Annotated in this window: 13 protein-coding genes; 2 read left to right on the forward strand and 11 right to left on the reverse strand. The window is 74.3% G+C overall.

Annotated elements, in window-relative coordinates; all coding sequences use genetic code 11:
- Positions 1 to 49: 49 nt before the first annotated feature.
- Together ABD352_RS11365 and ABD352_RS11370 are read right to left on the reverse strand one after the other, a co-directional pair.
- A complete protein-coding gene (locus tag ABD352_RS11365; protein WP_344612248.1) occupies positions 50 to 751 on the reverse strand; it encodes a hypothetical protein in 702 nt (233 codons plus the stop codon).
- 120 nt (positions 752 to 871) lie between these two features.
- On the reverse strand, positions 872 to 1,159 hold the full coding sequence (locus ABD352_RS11370; protein ID WP_344612249.1) for a hypothetical protein: 288 nt from the start codon (positions 1,157 to 1,159) through the stop codon (positions 872 to 874).
- Between the two features lie 194 nt (positions 1,160 to 1,353).
- On the opposite strand from ABD352_RS11370, the gene ABD352_RS11375 reads away from it, so the two are divergent.
- Positions 1,354 to 1,767, forward strand: a complete 414-nt coding sequence (locus tag ABD352_RS11375; RefSeq protein ID WP_344612250.1) for a YkvA family protein — start codon at positions 1,354 to 1,356, stop codon at positions 1,765 to 1,767.
- Between the two features lie 44 nt (positions 1,768 to 1,811).
- Here the strand turns inward: ABD352_RS11375 and ABD352_RS11380 are convergent, their stop codons facing one another.
- Together ABD352_RS11380 and ABD352_RS11385 are read right to left on the reverse strand one after the other, a co-directional pair.
- Positions 1,812 to 3,689 (reverse strand): sensor histidine kinase, encoded by a 1,878-nt coding sequence (locus ABD352_RS11380; protein ID WP_344612251.1) that lies wholly within the window; start codon positions 3,687 to 3,689, stop codon positions 1,812 to 1,814.
- A gap of 183 nt (positions 3,690 to 3,872) precedes the next feature.
- Positions 3,873 to 4,916 carry a hypothetical protein gene (locus tag ABD352_RS11385; RefSeq protein WP_344612252.1) on the reverse strand — a complete coding sequence of 348 codons (1,044 nt, stop codon included), beginning with the start codon at positions 4,914 to 4,916 and terminating at the stop codon, positions 3,873 to 3,875.
- Between the two features lie 379 nt (positions 4,917 to 5,295).
- On the opposite strand from ABD352_RS11385, the gene ABD352_RS11390 reads away from it, so the two are divergent.
- On the forward strand, positions 5,296 to 7,254 hold the full coding sequence (locus tag ABD352_RS11390; protein WP_344612253.1) for an amino acid adenylation domain-containing protein: 1,959 nt from the start codon (positions 5,296 to 5,298) through the stop codon (positions 7,252 to 7,254).
- On the opposite strand, the gene ABD352_RS11395 is transcribed toward ABD352_RS11390, so the two are convergent.
- From ABD352_RS11395 to ABD352_RS11425, 7 genes are read right to left on the reverse strand one after another with little or no spacing between them, the layout of a single operon-like run.
- Positions 7,245 to 8,066: an SLOG cluster 4 domain-containing protein gene (locus ABD352_RS11395; protein WP_344612254.1), complete on the reverse strand. Its 822-nt coding sequence runs from the start codon at positions 8,064 to 8,066 to the stop codon at positions 7,245 to 7,247. The two genes, ABD352_RS11390 and ABD352_RS11395, sit on opposite strands and share 10 nt — an antisense overlap.
- Positions 8,067 to 8,069: 3 nt before the next feature.
- A complete protein-coding gene (locus ABD352_RS11400) occupies positions 8,070 to 8,687 on the reverse strand; it encodes a GTP cyclohydrolase I (protein ID WP_344612255.1) in 618 nt (205 codons plus the stop codon).
- A 10-nt stretch (positions 8,688 to 8,697) separates the two neighbouring features.
- Positions 8,698 to 10,047, reverse strand: a complete 1,350-nt coding sequence (locus ABD352_RS11405; protein ID WP_344612256.1) for a condensation domain-containing protein — start codon at positions 10,045 to 10,047, stop codon at positions 8,698 to 8,700.
- Positions 10,044 to 11,423: a Gfo/Idh/MocA family protein gene (locus ABD352_RS11410; protein WP_344612257.1), complete on the reverse strand. Its 1,380-nt coding sequence runs from the start codon at positions 11,421 to 11,423 to the stop codon at positions 10,044 to 10,046. Before ABD352_RS11410 ends, ABD352_RS11405 begins: the two co-directional genes overlap by 4 nt.
- Positions 11,420 to 12,706 (reverse strand): protoporphyrinogen/coproporphyrinogen oxidase, encoded by a 1,287-nt coding sequence (locus ABD352_RS11415; protein WP_344612258.1) that lies wholly within the window; start codon positions 12,704 to 12,706, stop codon positions 11,420 to 11,422. The genes ABD352_RS11410 and ABD352_RS11415 overlap by 4 nt, the downstream gene beginning before the upstream one ends.
- A complete protein-coding gene (locus ABD352_RS11420) occupies positions 12,703 to 13,536 on the reverse strand; it encodes a phosphorylase family protein (RefSeq protein ID WP_344612259.1) in 834 nt (277 codons plus the stop codon). The genes ABD352_RS11415 and ABD352_RS11420 overlap by 4 nt, the downstream gene beginning before the upstream one ends.
- A complete protein-coding gene (locus tag ABD352_RS11425) occupies positions 13,533 to 14,576 on the reverse strand; it encodes a radical SAM protein (protein WP_344612260.1) in 1,044 nt (347 codons plus the stop codon). Before ABD352_RS11425 ends, ABD352_RS11420 begins: the two co-directional genes overlap by 4 nt.
- Positions 14,577 to 14,677: the final 101 nt, after the last annotated feature.

Below are 14,677 nucleotides of genomic sequence, written 5' to 3' on the forward strand. Positions count from 1 at the left end.
GTCGTCCGGGTCCAGGAGACCATCGCCGGCGCAGCGGCAGGCCCACCGCTCAGTTGCCCTCCTCCGACCCGTCGGAGGTCATGGCCTGCTGGCCCGGCGCCGAGGGCAGGAACACGTGCTGGTGGCCGCGGCCGGTGTCGACGTTGAGCAGGTCGAGCTGGGTGGCGCCGACCGACCAGGTGGCCACCGCCGTGTCACGCTGGCGGCCGGCCAGCGTCAGCAGCGCCGGCCGGTCCGGCTCGGCCGCCTTGACCGCGGCGGCGTAGGTGTCGACGGCCAGGTCGAGCTGGCGGGCACCCGCGGCGAGGCTGCCGCGGGCGATGTTGACCGCCGTCCCGGCCGACGGCGGGTTCGCGAACTCCTCGGCGCCCTTGCGCGTGACCGCCTTCCACCCGTCCACCTTGCCCTGGTCCGCGACCGGCCCCGCGGTGCCGCCGGGCGGCAGCGCCGTCGCCAGCTGCTCCACGACGGGGCCGAGCAGGTCCAGCACCCGGCGGGCCTGGTCGGTGAGCGTGAGCACCTGCGCGGCGTCGCGCTGCACCTCGGCGACCTGCATCTGGTCGATCCGGCGCTGGATGTCGGTGCGCGGGTCCGCGACGGCCGCGCCGATGAGGCCGCCGATCAGCCCGCCGACGGCGAGCGCGCCGGCCGCGATCACGACGATCAGCCACGGCCTGGCGGTGCGGGGCCTGCTGCGGGATCCGGCGCGCGCGGGCAGCGGCCGGGAACGGTTCGGCGAACGGGACGGCATCCTGGCTCCAGACAAGTGACGGTTGCAGCCGGTACGGGGCTCGCCGAAGACCACCGGACCGGACGCGATGAAGCCCGATGCTATCGGTACGGCGCGGTGCCGGACATACCAAGATGCCGGTCAGGGGCCGGGCGGGGTGAGCGGTGGCTGGCGGTGCGCCTCCTGCGCGGCAAGGATGGCCATGTCCCGCCGGTACCGTTCGGCCGACAGACGCCCGGCGAGCAGACACGCGGTGAGCACGGCCTCGGCCCGCTCACCCTGCGGCGAGGAGGACGACAATTCGATCGGCTCCCGGCTGCGGCGCCTGGCGATCCATGCGCTACCTGACGACAGGATCGCCACCGCCACCAGGACGATCAAGAAGACGACCAACTCCACTGCGACCACCCCGCCGGCGTCCGGGCTCATCTCCAACCCTCGCGCAGCGGGTCTCCGGCGGCAACTTCGGCGCCCCGGCCGCGCCCCGGCCGCGCCCCGGCCGCGCCCCGGCCGCGCCCCGGCGGAAGCCGCGAGCGACCGCTGCGCCGCCGTGGCCGCCGAGACCGGAACCGGCCCCAGCACCCCGCCCGAGTCCTGAACCAGCACCCGAAGGAGTCGCCGGCATGCCGTGGTGGCTGCAGACCCTCATCGGCCTCGCGATCGCCCTGGCCGCCATCTGGCTCGCGCTCATCGCCGCGCTGCTCATCGCCAAACCCGGCAAGGCCCAGCTCCGCGAGGCACTGCGGCTGCTGCCCGACCTGCTCCGGCTGCTGCGCCGGCTCGCCGCCGACCCGGCGCTCCCCCGCGGCGTGCGGGTCCGGCTGGGGCTCCTGCTGGTCTACCTGGCCGTCCCGATCGACCTGATCCCCGACTTCATCCCCGTCCTCGGCTATGCCGACGACGCCATCATCGTCACCGCCGTGCTGCGCTCCACGGTCCGCCGGGCCGGCCTCGGCGCCGTACGCGCGCACTGGCCCGGCACCGACGACGGCTTCGCCGCCATGTGCCGCCTCGCCGGCCTGCGCGACACCGGCTGACGGCCACCCCCGCGACGGGTCGCCGACGAACTGGTCGAGCATGGTCACGTTCCATCGACCGGCCGGTCGGCCTCCGTATCCCGCCGGGCTTGGCCGCCCACGGGCAGCTTCACGTTCAGGGACGTGCCGTGGCCGGCCGGGCTGGTCAGGGACAGCGTGCCGCCGAGTGCCTCGACGCGGTCGCGCACGTCGGCCAGGTCCTGGCGGGTGTCCGCACCGTCGGCGCTGTCGTCGTGCACGGTCACGCTGAGCAACTCGCCCTGCGCCGATCCGTCCGCTGCCGACCCGTTGGCGATCATGTCGAGGTCCACCTCGATCACCGAGGCGTCCGCGTGCTCGGCCGAGTTGGCGAGCGCCTCCGCGATCACGTGGTAGGCGGCGACCTCGACGTAGCCGGGCAGGCGACGGTTCGGCCCGCCGTGGACCGTCACCGGCACCGGGCAGCGGCGGGCGAGCGCCTTGATCGCGGGGACGAGCCCGCCCTGGGCCAGCAGCGACGGATGTATGCCGCGGACGATCCGCTGGAGCTCGTCGAAGGCGCCGGACAGCCCCTCGGCGGTGCCCGACAGCCGGGACCGCAGCTCGCCGAGATCCTCGGGGACCAGTGCCTCGGCGACGCGCAGCTCGAGCCCGAGCGAGACGAGCCGCTGCTGCACGCGGTCGTGAAGTTCGCGTTCGATGCCGCGGCGGGCGTCGTCCGCGGCGAAGACGAGCCGGGCCCGTGACGCGGTGAGCTCCGCACGGCTCTCGGTGTTGGCGATCGCGGTCGCGACGAGGTCGGTGAACCGGGCGAGCTCGTGCTCGGTGCCGGGTGGCGGCGGGCCGGTGCTGCCCCAGTAGGCGACGAGGGCACCCCAGACCTGGCCGTCGACGATGATCGGCGCGCCGACGGAGGCGCGGAAACCGACGGCGCGGGCGACGCTGGCGAGCTGGTCGCTGCTGCCCTCGTACGAATCCATGCGGGCCGGACGGGCGTCGCGCACCACCATCTCCGTGACGCCGCCGGAGGAGTCGAGCCGCATGCCCAGCATCGGCTCGGCTCCTGGCTTCTTGCAGCACTCGGCGACGACGCTCATCGTGCTGCCGTCCTCCCGGCGCAACACCCGGGCGGCGTCCGGGTCGAACAGCTCGGCCGCCTCGGCGGCGACCGCGGCGGCGAGTTCGGCGGGGGCGACGCCGTGGGCCACGAGCTCCGCCACCCGGCGCAGCGCCGCCTGTTGCGCGAGGAGTGCCCGCAGCTCGGTCCGGTTGGCCTGCAGCGACCTGCCGGCCCGCAACACCGTCGCCAGCCCGGGCACCACTCCGTCCCGCAGGCGCCCCATGACACGGTCCGGCAGATCCGCGGGCACGACGAGTGCGCCCGGCTGCAGCGGCAGATGGACCTGGTCCTCGTGCGGCGGGACCGGGTCGAGCTCGATCGCCGCATACGGCAGCCGCATGGCATTCGCGATCCGGGCGGAGGTCTCCGGAAGTACCGCTCGCACATCCTCGGCGCCGAGGATGAGCCGGGTCAGTTCGGCGACCGCGTCGGTCTCCCGTCGCCGTTCGATCGTCTCGAGCGCCCGCGCACGGGCCAGCTGCGCCACCGAGGCGGCGACCCCGGCGACCATGAGGTACACCGAAAGCCCCAGCCAGTCCCGCCAGTCCTCGGTCTCCAAGCGCCCGAGCGGCGCGGTGAAGAAGTAGTCGAAGGCGAGCGCGCTGACCATCGCCGTGCCCACGCCCAGCCACAAGCCCCACACTATGGAGACGACAAGCACACCGGGCAGGTAGACAAGGGCCAGGGCCTCGACCGTGGCGACGTTGCGCAGCGGGTACACCAGCAGGGTCTGCACGACGATGAACCCGGCGGCGACCGCGATCCCCATGGCGAGCGGCGGCGGACTGAGTCGCACCAGCCACGACGCAAGGCGTCCCTGCATCTATCGGTCCTCTTGTCGAACACGTCGGTTCCGCCGTGGCTGGGCAGGCAGAGCCGGTCGAGCGGAGGCAACCAGTCGATGCTAGGGCTCTGGGCACCGAAGGCTGGACCCGTGACGGCCCGGGTGGCGCGAACCACCCCAAGATTCACCTTGCCCCGGTGCTAGCGGCGCCGGCCGCTGGGCTCAGTTGCCGTAGGTGATCACCATCGGCGGGGGCTGCAGCGCCATGACCTCCTGCGGGGTCATGAGCCGGTTCTTGGACTCCAGCTGGTAGAAGATCTTGAATCCGCCGTAGCGGAAGTTGTGGTACTGCTGCATGCCCTGCGCGACCCACTCGTTGTACTGTTGGGTCTTCACCTGGATGTCGCCCGGCCAGCCGCCGACGGAGTCGACGTGGACGACGACGTCGACACGGTCGTCATCCACCAGGTTCCGCTTGTCGGCAATCAGCGCCGCGCCGGGATCGTACGGGTTGGCCAGGCCGTCGCCGTCGGGCCGGTACTGGTGAATGATGAACATCTTGCGCGGCACCTGGAACTCCTGCGGCATCGCGGCGACCGCCTGGATCAGCGGGTTCAGGTCGGCGGCCCGGACGTTCGACAGGTTCGTGCCCGGGACACCGTTGTGCCGGGGGAACATCCACTCGGGGTCGACGGCGACGTGCACGAACGGCAGCTTGAAGTAGTCGCGGAAGGCGTTGAGCTCGGTGAGCGGGTCGGACCAGCCGAAGTTCAGGTCGAGGAACAGCACGAGCCCGTTGGCCCGGCAGAACTCGACGTAGCGGTCGATGGTGGCGCGGTCGACCCGGTGGCTGTAGGTGCCGGCCGGGCCGGAGTACCGGTCGGGCACGCTGACCACGAGGTCGATCCCGGCGACCACGGGGTGGGCCGGGTCGAGGGCCTGGTACTGATCGGCCTGTGAGCGCAGCCGGGCCAGCATCGCGTCGCTGAGCTGGTAGGCGGGCCCGGTGGCGGCGGCGTCCGGCACCGCGTAGAACGCCACCACCCGGTGCTCCGGCAGCGGCGCCCCGGCACCTGGATCGAACGACGGCTTGACGTTCTGCGGCAGCGCGGTCGGCGTGGCGCGCGCCGGTGCCGGGTCATGGCGGACCGTGTGGCTGAGGTACCGGGTCATCGCCACGACCAGCACGATGCTGAGCGCGAGCAGGACCATGGAGATCGCGGCCGACCCTGGGCGCAGCTTCGATCTGGAGTGCTGAGCGGACATGCGCGGTGGGCATCCTTCCGATGCAGACGTGCCCGGCGCCGGCCATGCGTCCACTGAAATTCGTGGTACCACCGGGCGGGTGACAGGCACCTGTCCACCCAGCGCGCGCCCAAACCTCCGATTTCGACGGCGATACCCGGTCGGCGACGCAGCCGGCCGGCGCACGGAATGCCGGCGGTGCCTGGGTGGCAAACGCTCACGTATGGGCTAAAAGCCCGCTTCGAGCAAATGGTCCGTGCTGTCCAAGGTGGACACCTCCCGACCGGGAGGCGTCGCGATCGCGACATCAACCATGGCGACTGAGTATCGCGGGGTGTCACGCAGCGATGGACACGGATAAGCTGACAGCGGACTTCGTCACCGTAGCGGGGGGCTCGCGATGCGTCCGTTCGAAGAGTCGGGGCTCTACACGGTCGTCCACAACGATCGCGGCGATCTCAGTGTCTGGCCCGAACCGCCCGGCCCGCCGCTGCCCAGCGGGTGGCGGCCTGTCGGGCCGGCCGCACCGCTCGAGGACTGCCTGGCGACCATCGAGGCGCGCCCGCCGGCCAGGCCCGCGTCGCCCGGCGGGCCCGCGCGCGACGGGGCGACGCTCGTAGCGATGTTCGCCGCCTCCGTGACCGCACACGGCCCGTCGCCGGCCGTGTCCGACGCCGGCGGCGGCCTGACCTACGCCGAGCTCGACGCGCGGTCGGCCGCCCTGGCCGCTCGGCTCGTCGCGCGCGGGGTCGAGGCCGGCGACCGGGTGGTCGTGCACCTGGAGCGCGGCGTCGACGTCGTGGTGGCGATGCTGGGGATCCTCAGGGCGGGCGCGGCGTACGTCGCGGTGGACACCTCGTATCCGGCGGCGCGGCGGGACCTCATGGTGGCCCGCAGCGGTGCGCGGCTCGCACTCGTCGCGCCCGGCTGGGCCGGCACCCTGCCCGCCGGGTGCGAGGCGTGGGCCGAGGCGTGGGCCGGTGACGCCCCGGACGCGCCGGCCCGGCCGGTCGGGCCGGAGTCGGCGGCATGCGTGCTGTTCACGTCGGGCACCTCGGGCACGGCCAAGGCGGTGGTGCTGGAGCACGCCGGGCTGGTGAACTTCGCGACCAACGCCGCGTTGCCGCCGCTCGGCCCCGGGGACCGGATGGCGCAGGTGTCCAGCGTCTCCTTCGACGCGTTCCACTACGAGGTCTGGTGCAGCCTCGCCGCCGGCGCGGAGATCGTGGTGCTGCCGCCGCTGCGGGAGCTGGTGCTGCTCGACCTGCAGCGGGAGCTGCGACGGCGGCGGGTCACGGCGATGCTCGCGCCGACGATGGCGGTCAGTCAGGTGGTGCGGGAGGACCGGGAGGCGTTCGCGCCGCTGCGGGTTCTTGCCACGGGCGGCGACGTGCTGCCGGTGGCGGCCGCCCACGACGTGCTCGGCGGCGCGTTCAGCGGCACGTTCGTCAACCTCTACGGGCCCACCGAGGCGACCACGGCCTGCACCGCGCAGCCGCTGGCCGGGCTGGCCGCCGACGCCGGCAGCGTGCCGATCGGCCGCCCCCTCGACGGCACCTCGGTGCACCTGCTCGACGCCGGGCTGGAGCCGGTGCCCGACGGCGAGCCGGGCGAGCTGCACATCGGCGGCGTCGGCGTGGCCCGCGGCTACCTGGACAGCCCGGCGGTCACCGCGCGACGGTTCCGGCCGGACCCCTGGGGGGCGCCCGGTGGCCGGATGTACGCGACCGGCGACCTCGCCCGCAGGCGGCCCGACGGTGCCCTCGAGTTCGTCGGGCGCGTCGACGACCAGGTGAAGATCCGCGGCTACCGGGTCGACCCGGGCGAGGTCGAGCAGCTGCTGTGCCGCCATCCCGACGTGCGGGAGGCCGCCGTCGTGGCGGACGGTACCGGCACCGACAAGCTGCTCATCGCCTTCGTCGTGCCGCACGAGACGATCGTGCTCAAGGACCTGCGCGCGTTCGCGGCGGCCCAGGTGCCCGAGTTCATGGTCCCGGCGACGTTCGTCGTCCTCGGCGAGATCCCCGCCAACGACCACGGCAAGCGCGACCCCGAACGGCTGCACGAGCTGGTCGCGGAGCAGCGGCAGCGCAGCGACGCCTACGCCGAACCGCAGACGGCCACCGAGCGGTACCTGGCCTCGCTGTGGGAGGAGCTGCTGGCCACGGAGCGCGTGGGCACCGGCGACGAGTTCTTCGCCCTGGGCGGGCACTCGCTGCTCGCGTTCCGGGCGCAGCGGCGCATCAAGCGGGAGCTGGGCGTCGAACTGGAGTTCCGCGACCTGCTCGACAACAGCGTCCTCGGCGACCTCGCGAAGATCATCGACGCGCGGGCGGCCGCCGGGGCGGGTCAGGACTGAGCGCTCTCCGGCGGGGCATCGCCGGGTGGGGCGTCGAGGAAGGCGTCGAGTCGCTGCGCCAGCTCGGTCAGGGAGTCGAGGTACTCCACGCCGGGCAGGCGCACTGCATGGTCGCCGAGCGCCCACACCGGCTTGCCGAGGTCGGTCGCCACGATGATCTCCTGCAGCGTGCCGTGGCCGCCGGGCAGGGCGATCAGGGCGCCGGCCGACGAGGCGAGCACGACGTTGCGCACGTGCACCGACATGCCGGTGTCCAGCGTGAGGTCGGCCTGGTCGTGGGCGGCCGTCGGGCGCAGCGCCTGCGCCGGCAGCACGCTGACCACCAGCCCGCCGGCGCGCTTGGCACCGGTGGCGGCGGCCCGCATGACGCCGGCGAGGCCTCCGGTCAGCAGCAGGCAGCGGTCCGGGCGGGACCCCACCAGTTCGCCGGCCGCGAGGGCCAGCTCGTACACCGGCTCGGGGCAGTTACGCCCCTTGCCCACCACGGCCACCTTCGTGCGGGGCAGGGCGGGCGCAACGGGCCGCCCCGGCGCGCCCGGCAGCCCGAACAGCGCCGAGACGAAGCGGATCAGGCGCGTCTCGCGTTGCGCGAGCGCCCGGTCGCCGGCGCCGCCGGCCAGCCGGGCCTCGGACATGGCCACGAGCCGCGCGCCGACGTCGCGGAACTCCCGCGGGGTCAGCCGGCCGTCGGCCAGCGCCTCGCAGCAGCGGTCGAAGGCGGCCAGCGGGCCGCCCGGGTGCTGGGCGCACCCGTGCAGCGACTGGCGCACCTGCGCGGCGAGGCTCTCCGCCAGCGTCCCGTCGTCGGCCATCGCCTACCGGCCGAGGAACGTCGGTCTGTCCGCCAGCGCCGTCGCCCACAGCTGGTTGCGGTAGCGGTCCTCGCGCAGCACGCCGCGGAAGTCCGACACCGTCACGACCTCCTGGCTGGGCGCGTTGGTCCGCAGCGCCATGCAGCAGTGCGCGCTGCGCAGGATGAGCCCGGAGCCCAGCGGGCGCAGCCGCGCCTCGACGAAGTCCAGCACCCCGACCACGAGCCGCTCGTTGAGCTGAGGCTGGCGGGCCAGGTAGTTGAGGCCCTTCTTCAGCTTGGAGTACCCGGCGATCGTCGCGTCCGGCACGTACGCCAGGTGCGCGACGCCGAACGCGGGCGCGAGGTGGTGCTCGCACATCGACACGTAGTGCACGTCGTTGACGATGATGAGGTCGGTGACGCCGGGGTTGTCGAAGACCGTGAAGTCGGCCTCGATGTCGAAGCCGCCCGGGTTGATGGTCTCGGCGTAGAGCTCGGCGACCCGCCGGGGCGTCTGCGCCATCACCTCCGGCTTGTGCTGCTGGCCCAGGGCGCGCAGCAGCAGCTCGACGGCGCGCTCGGCCTCGTCCAGGTCGACGGGCTTGGGCGGCAGGTACTGGTGGGGAATGGTGTCGGTCATCTCGGCTCCCTCACGCGGTCAGGTTCACGGTGGCGACCGGGGCGCCCGGGTCCGCCAGCAGCGCGCGGGTCAGCTCCCGCCAGTCGGTGAGGAAGCCCCCGACGGCCTCCTCGCTGTAGTACTCGAGCCCGTGCACGATCGTGATCTCCAGGCCGGTGGGGGCCTGGTCCGGCCCCTGCTGACGGGTCCAGATGGCCAGGCCGAGCCCGGCCGAGACGATCGGCAGCGACAGCTCGGTGGCGGGCACCCCGTCGAAGCGGGGGGCGCCGCCCATCGGTGCGGAGTACTCGAACCGCACGACCGCCGGCGGTGCCGTACCCCGGCGGCCGGCACCGGCGTCAAGGACCTCGCCGAAGCTGATGCCCCGGTGCTCCAGCGCGGTCAGTAGCTGTTCGCGGGCGGTGTCGACGACCTGGTCCAGGCTCGGCTCCGGCGGAAGCCGGAAGCGCAGCGCCATCGAGGTGGCGAACCAGCCCACGACGTCCTCGGTGCGCGGGTCGCCGCGGTTGTCGTCGGGCACCACGACGGTGACGTCCAGCTCGCCGGTCGCCCGGTGCAGCGCGGCGACGAGGGTGGCGAGATGCACGGTGAACATCGTGGTGCGGTGGGCCCGCGCGAGCTTCGCCATCGCCGCGACGGTGGGCCGGTCGACGCGCATCGTGCGGTGCGCGCCGAGGAACGAGTCGGGCAGCGGCTCGTCGCGGGCGAAGGGCAGCCGGACGCGGGGGAAGAAGCGGTTCTCGCCCACCTCGTCGCGCCAGTACTCGAGCAGCCGCTCCCGCCGTGCGAGCCCCTCCGGGCCCTGTGCGGCCGCGACCCAGTCGACATACCGCAGCGGCACCTCGGGCAGCGCCGTGCCGCTGTAGAGGGCGGCCACGTCGCGGGCCAGGATCTCCGTGGTGCGCCCGTCGCCGACGATGTGGTCGGCCACGAGCAGCAGCACGTGGCTGCCGGGGCGCAGCACGTACAGGGTGGCCCGCAGGCGCGGCAGGGTGCGCCGGTCGAATGGGGTGTCCGCAGCCTCGGTCGCCGCCTGCAGCGCGGCGTCGAGGCGCTCGTCGGCGGGCAGGCCGGTCAGGTCCACCAGCTCCAGCGACGGCTCGGCGACAGTCTCCACGACGGCGTACCCGCGCCCGTCCTCGAGCCCGTACCGCGTGCGCAGCGCCTCGTGGCGGGCCAGCAGCGCCCCGACGGCGGCGCGCAGCCGGTCCGGGTCGAGGTCGCCGTCGATGCGGGCGCACCAGGACACCGTACGGATGTACGGGGGCTTGCCCGCCCGCCGATGGGCCTCGTCGCGCAGCAGGAACCGCTCCTGGTTGCCCGTCACGGGAAGGGCGCCCGACGTTACGGCGTGGCTCATGGGTCCTCCAGTTTGGTGATGATCGCCGGTGGGCCGGCACTGCCCCGGGTGGACCAGGACTCGTAGGCGCTGCCGATCGCCGCGACCGTGACGACGTGACCGGCCAGTTCGGACCCGAACGGCCCGGTGCCGAGGAACTCGCCGACGAGCCGCCGCTTGGCCGCCTCCGGTCCGCCGGGCACGTCCTCGGACGTGTACTCGCGCACCGTCCGCCAGTCCGGGAACGCGCTGGTGTTGCGGAACACCTGCAGCAGCCAGTGCCGGTCCCCGCCCACCTGCGTGCCGCCCGCGCCGTCCTCGCCGGGCAGCCGGGCCTTGTACGAGTGCAGGCGGATCGCCTGGAACGGGCCCTGTTGCAGCGACACGCTCTCGTGGACCCGCCGGCCGTTGCCGGTGTAGAGGTTACGGCCGGTGGAGTCCAGCCACCCCCGCCGGGAGAAGCTGGTGTGCAGCGCGGCGACGGTGAGGACCGTCGGCGTGGCGCCGTCGCGCTGCAGCCCGATCGTGAGGTGGGCGTCGATCTCGCCCAGGCCGCCGCGGCTCTCCACGCGGGCGGCGGGCGGCGGGCCGCCGAGCAGGGCGTGGATGCGTTCGTCCGGCAGCGCGGCGCGCACGTCGTCGAGCACTGTGAAATGCGGCCGGACGCTCATCGCGGTGTACCCGCCGCGCTCGGGCTCGGTGACGTCGGTGAGCCACAGGCCGATGTCGACGGCGTGGTAGCCGGAGTGCAGCAGCACGCCGTACCCGCGGTTGAACGGGTGGTACTCCTGCCGCACCACCTCCCACGGCATGCGCCACTCACCGTCGCTGTGCTCGACGTGCACCGACGTCGGCGGGCACCCGGTGCGCTCGCGCACCTCCCGCACGAGCTCGCGCAGCAGCAGGTACCCGTCGTGGCAGCGGCGCTGCGTGAGCACGCCGGCGCGCCGCCCGCGCTCCCGGGCCAGCGTCGCCAGCGCCCCGAAGTCGGCCACCATCCCGCGGGCCTGGCCCGGGTCGTCGGTCAGCCCGGTGCGGGCCGTCGGCGGCTTGTCGACGAGCACGTCGAGGCCGCGGGACAGGGCCCAGCGCGCGTACGGCCCGTGCGCCAGCGGCTCCGTGGCGACCAGGACCGCCGACACCGCGGCCCTTTGGACCAGCGCGTCGAGCGTGGCAACCGTCTCCCGGGTCAGCTCGCCGTCGGCCGCCAGGTCGTCGACGAAGGCCGTCGGCACGCCGCCGCCCTCGGCGTGGGCGCGCACGCCGGCCGCCGCCACGTGCCGGTCGACGATGCCCGCGAACCGCACCTTCCCCGCGGCCGCCAGCTCGCCCAGGACCGGGAAGTGCACCCGCCGTGCGTGCAGCCCCAGCCCGATGAGCAGGACGGACGGCGTCACCCCGCCCTCCCGGCCGCCTGCGCCGGCACGATCCGTCCGGCGAGGTCGGTGGCCCGGACGAGGGTCTGGTCGAAGCGCCCGTTGTCCCAGCGGGCGTAGCGACCGGCGGCGCTCACCCCGCGGTCCTGCAGGTCGGCGAGCAGGCCGTCGACGAAGGCGCGGTCCTCGTCGCTCGCGCAGGTGTTGGCGTACCGCACGGTGCGCACGTCGCGGACCAGGACGTCGGCGCCGCGCGGCAGCAGGCCGAGCCGGCGCAGCGAGGCGGTCACCTCCTCGGCCAGGGTGGCGGCGTCGGGCCGCCGGCCCCGCCAGTACACCTCCGCCTGCACCGCGGCGGTGCCCGGCGGCGCGGCGGCCGGGTCCATCTCGGCGGGGAACGTCGCGCGCACCCAGGGCACGTCCTCGTCGAAGGAGTACACCCACGGGGCCGGCGCGTCCACAGTGGACACGCCGAGGCTGACCAGCGTGAGCGAGCTGTGCGGCAGCGCGGCGGCCCGGCCGAGCACGCCGGCGGAGGGCGCCGGGCACAGGGCGGCGACGAGCGCCGGCAGCGGCATCGAGCTGACCAGGTGCTCGTAGGGCAGCACCTCGCCGCCGTCCAGGGTCACTTCCCGCCGGTCGAGGTCGACGCGCACCACCCGCGCGCCGAACCGGACGGGCACCCCCTCGGCGAGGCGCTCGATGTAGGCGGCGAAGCCGCCCACGGGCGGGTACTGCCAGGTGCGCCCCGGCGGCTCGTCGAGCGGCGCCCGGGCGCCGGCCAGGATCTCCTCGGCCGGGGCGAGACCGCCGCTGCGTGCCACCCCGGCCGGGAGCGTCCGCGGATCGGCGCCCCAGTGCTTGCGCAGCTGCGGCAGCACGAACCGCTCGGCCAGCTCGTCGCCGACCTGCGCCCGCACGGCTGCGGCGGCGTCGGGCGGCGGTGTCGACAGTGGACGGTCGGGCAGGGTCACGGTGCCGGCGTCCGGGTAGGCGGCGAGGTTGCGCAGCGGAGGGTACGGCAGCCACCGGCCGTCCTGGTGCACCACCTCGCGCAGCGGCCGCTCCCGCCCGCGGCCGCCCATGAGCGCGTCCACCTGGGCCTGTGCCCGCGGATCGGTGGTGAAGAAGCAGTGCAGCCCGAGGTCGAAGCGGAACCCACCGGCCCGGAAGCCGCCGCAGTTGCCGCCGAGGGCGCCGGTCGCCTCCAGCACCAGCGGCAGTGCACCGCGCTCGGCCAGCGTGCGGGCGGCCGCGATCCCCGCGACACCACCGCCGACGACCAGGACGCGCTCGGCGCTCACGCTTCGGCCGCGACGCGAGCGGCCGCGCGCTGGGCCACCGGAAGCAGCGCGTCGAGGGTCCGGCGGATCGCGTCGACCCCGGCCGCGAAGCGATCCGGCTCGTTGGTGTGGAAGCCGCCCTCGATGATGTGGTCGCGCCCCACCAGCAGAGCCAGGGCCGGCACGCGGTACCACTGGGCACACGCCAGCACCGTCGCGGCCTCCATGTCGGCGCCGTCGCACCCGAGGTCGCGATACCCCTGGGCCGCGTGCGGTCCCTCGCGGAAGATCAGGCTGGTGGAGAAGGCGCGGCCCGCGACGGCGCGGCCCGGGGGCACGATGGACCCGAGCGTGTCCGCCGCGACGCGGGCCAGTTCGGGGTCGGCCGCCACGAACGGCGGGTTGGCCACCGGCCGGCCCGCCCCGTGCAGTGCCTTGAGGTACCACTGGAAGGCCGTGTCGTCGCCGGTCGCCTCCTCGGCCACGACCACCGTGCCGATCGTCGCGCCGGGCGTGAGCAGCCCGCAGGTGCCGATCCGGATGAAGGCCCGCACGCCCTGCATGAGCGCCGTGATGAGCAGGCGGTCCGCGCTCGGGCCGCCGACGCCGTGGACCAGGGTGGCGACCGGGCCCGAGTCGTGCTCCCAGATCCGGGTCAGCGACGAGGTGTCCTCGAGCGAGGACACGGGGCGCAGGAAGCGCTCCAGCTCGAACCACTTGAGCTTGCGGGGCGTCGCGGTCACGATCGCGACCGGCGGCAGCGGGGCCGGGCCGACGTAGCGGTCGGCCAGGTGGGCCGCCAGCGGGCTCACGTCGGAGGCCAGCTGGCGGGCGACGCGGTCCAGGCTCATGCCCGGCACGCCAGCGTCTCGTCGCTGCGCCGGCCGATCTCCTGCGCGGTGCAGTGGCACGCCTGCGGCGCGTCGCGGAATTCCTGGTAGGTGTCCTCGGCCGTCCACGCGCGCGCCAGATCGAACTCGGGGTCGCGCAGGTTGCCCAGCCGCCACTGCTCCATGCCGGGCATGCCGACGAGGTACGTGCACGGGTAGACGTCGCCGTCCGGCGTCAGGTAGGCGATGTCGCGGCCGCAGCCGCAGTAGGCGATCTGGACGTTGGCGCCCGCCGGCAGGTCCTCGGCGGTGAGGTAGCACGGCTGGGGCAGCTTGAGCCGGGTGCGCCGCCCGACACTGCGCTCGGCCGCGGCGAGCTGCAGCTCGCGCACGGTGGCCGGGGTCACCGGGGTGAGGCCGCCGCGGCGGGCCTCGCCGGCGGAGAAGACCGGCTTGAAGACGAACGTCGAGGCGCCCAGCTCGGCCGCGAGGTCGTAGCAGGCGAGCGTCTGGTCGTAGTTGTCGTCGGTGACCGTGTAGCGCACGAGCACCGGCGTGCCCGTCCCGGCGATCTCGCCGATCGTCGCGACGGCGCGGTCGAAGGCATAGGACCGCCCGCGCAACGCGTTGACCGACTCGGCGCGCACGCCGTCGAGGCTCACCTGCAACGTGAGGTTGTCGCTGTGCTCCGCCGCGGCGAGCACGGTGGCGACGGGCACCTGGCCGGCCCCGCCGGTGATGAGCCGCACCTTGAGGTCGTGGCGCAGCGCGCGGCGCAGGAGGCGCTCCGTGCGCGGCCACACCGGCGTCATCAGGGCCTCGCCGCCGGTGATGCTGATCCGGCGCAGGCCGAAGTCGGCCGCCATGACGTCGATCGTCTGTTCCAGCTCCTCCACCGACAGCTCGTCCGGGAACAGCTTGTGGTACTGCGACCGCTGCTCCTCCGGCACGTAACAATGCTGGCAGCGCAGGTTGCACTGGTAGCTCACGGCGATGCGCAGCTCGCGGATCACGGCGCGGGCACCGCGCTCGCCGCGGGGCGTCAGACCCGCCAGGGTCACCGCGCCGGTCGCGGCGGGCGGCGCGGCGCAGCCGCAACCGGCTCCGCAGCCGCCGGCCGATCCCGTGGCGCATGTCGTGAGTTGGCTGGACTCTTCTTGGC

The sequence above is a fragment of the Dactylosporangium salmoneum genome, assembly GCF_039532525.1.
GTDB lineage: Bacteria > Actinomycetota > Actinomycetes > Mycobacteriales > Micromonosporaceae > Dactylosporangium > Dactylosporangium salmoneum.

Bases quoted from the DNA above. Each gene is read 5' to 3' on its own strand.
- ABD352_RS11375 (WP_344612250.1), top strand. From the start codon at position 1,354: ATGCCGTGGTGGCTGCAGACCCTCATCGGCCTCGCGATCGCCCTGGCC.
- ABD352_RS11390 (WP_344612253.1), top strand. From the start codon at position 5,296: ATGCGTCCGTTCGAAGAGTCGGGGCTCTACACGGTCGTCCACAACGAT.
- ABD352_RS11385 (WP_344612252.1), bottom strand. From the start codon at position 4,916: ATGTCCGCTCAGCACTCCAGATCGAAGCTGCGCCCAGGGTCGGCCGCG.
- ABD352_RS11400 (WP_344612255.1), bottom strand. From the start codon at position 8,687: ATGACCGACACCATTCCCCACCAGTACCTGCCGCCCAAGCCCGTCGAC.
- ABD352_RS11370 (WP_344612249.1), bottom strand. From the start codon at position 1,159: ATGAGCCCGGACGCCGGCGGGGTGGTCGCAGTGGAGTTGGTCGTCTTC.
- ABD352_RS11395 (WP_344612254.1), bottom strand. From the start codon at position 8,066: ATGGCCGACGACGGGACGCTGGCGGAGAGCCTCGCCGCGCAGGTGCGC.
- ABD352_RS11365 (WP_344612248.1), bottom strand. From the start codon at position 751: ATGCCGTCCCGTTCGCCGAACCGTTCCCGGCCGCTGCCCGCGCGCGCC.
- ABD352_RS11420 (WP_344612259.1), bottom strand. From the start codon at position 13,536: ATGAGCCTGGACCGCGTCGCCCGCCAGCTGGCCTCCGACGTGAGCCCG.
- ABD352_RS11405 (WP_344612256.1), bottom strand. From the start codon at position 10,047: ATGAGCCACGCCGTAACGTCGGGCGCCCTTCCCGTGACGGGCAACCAG.
- ABD352_RS11380 (WP_344612251.1), bottom strand. From the start codon at position 3,689: ATGCAGGGACGCCTTGCGTCGTGGCTGGTGCGACTCAGTCCGCCGCCG.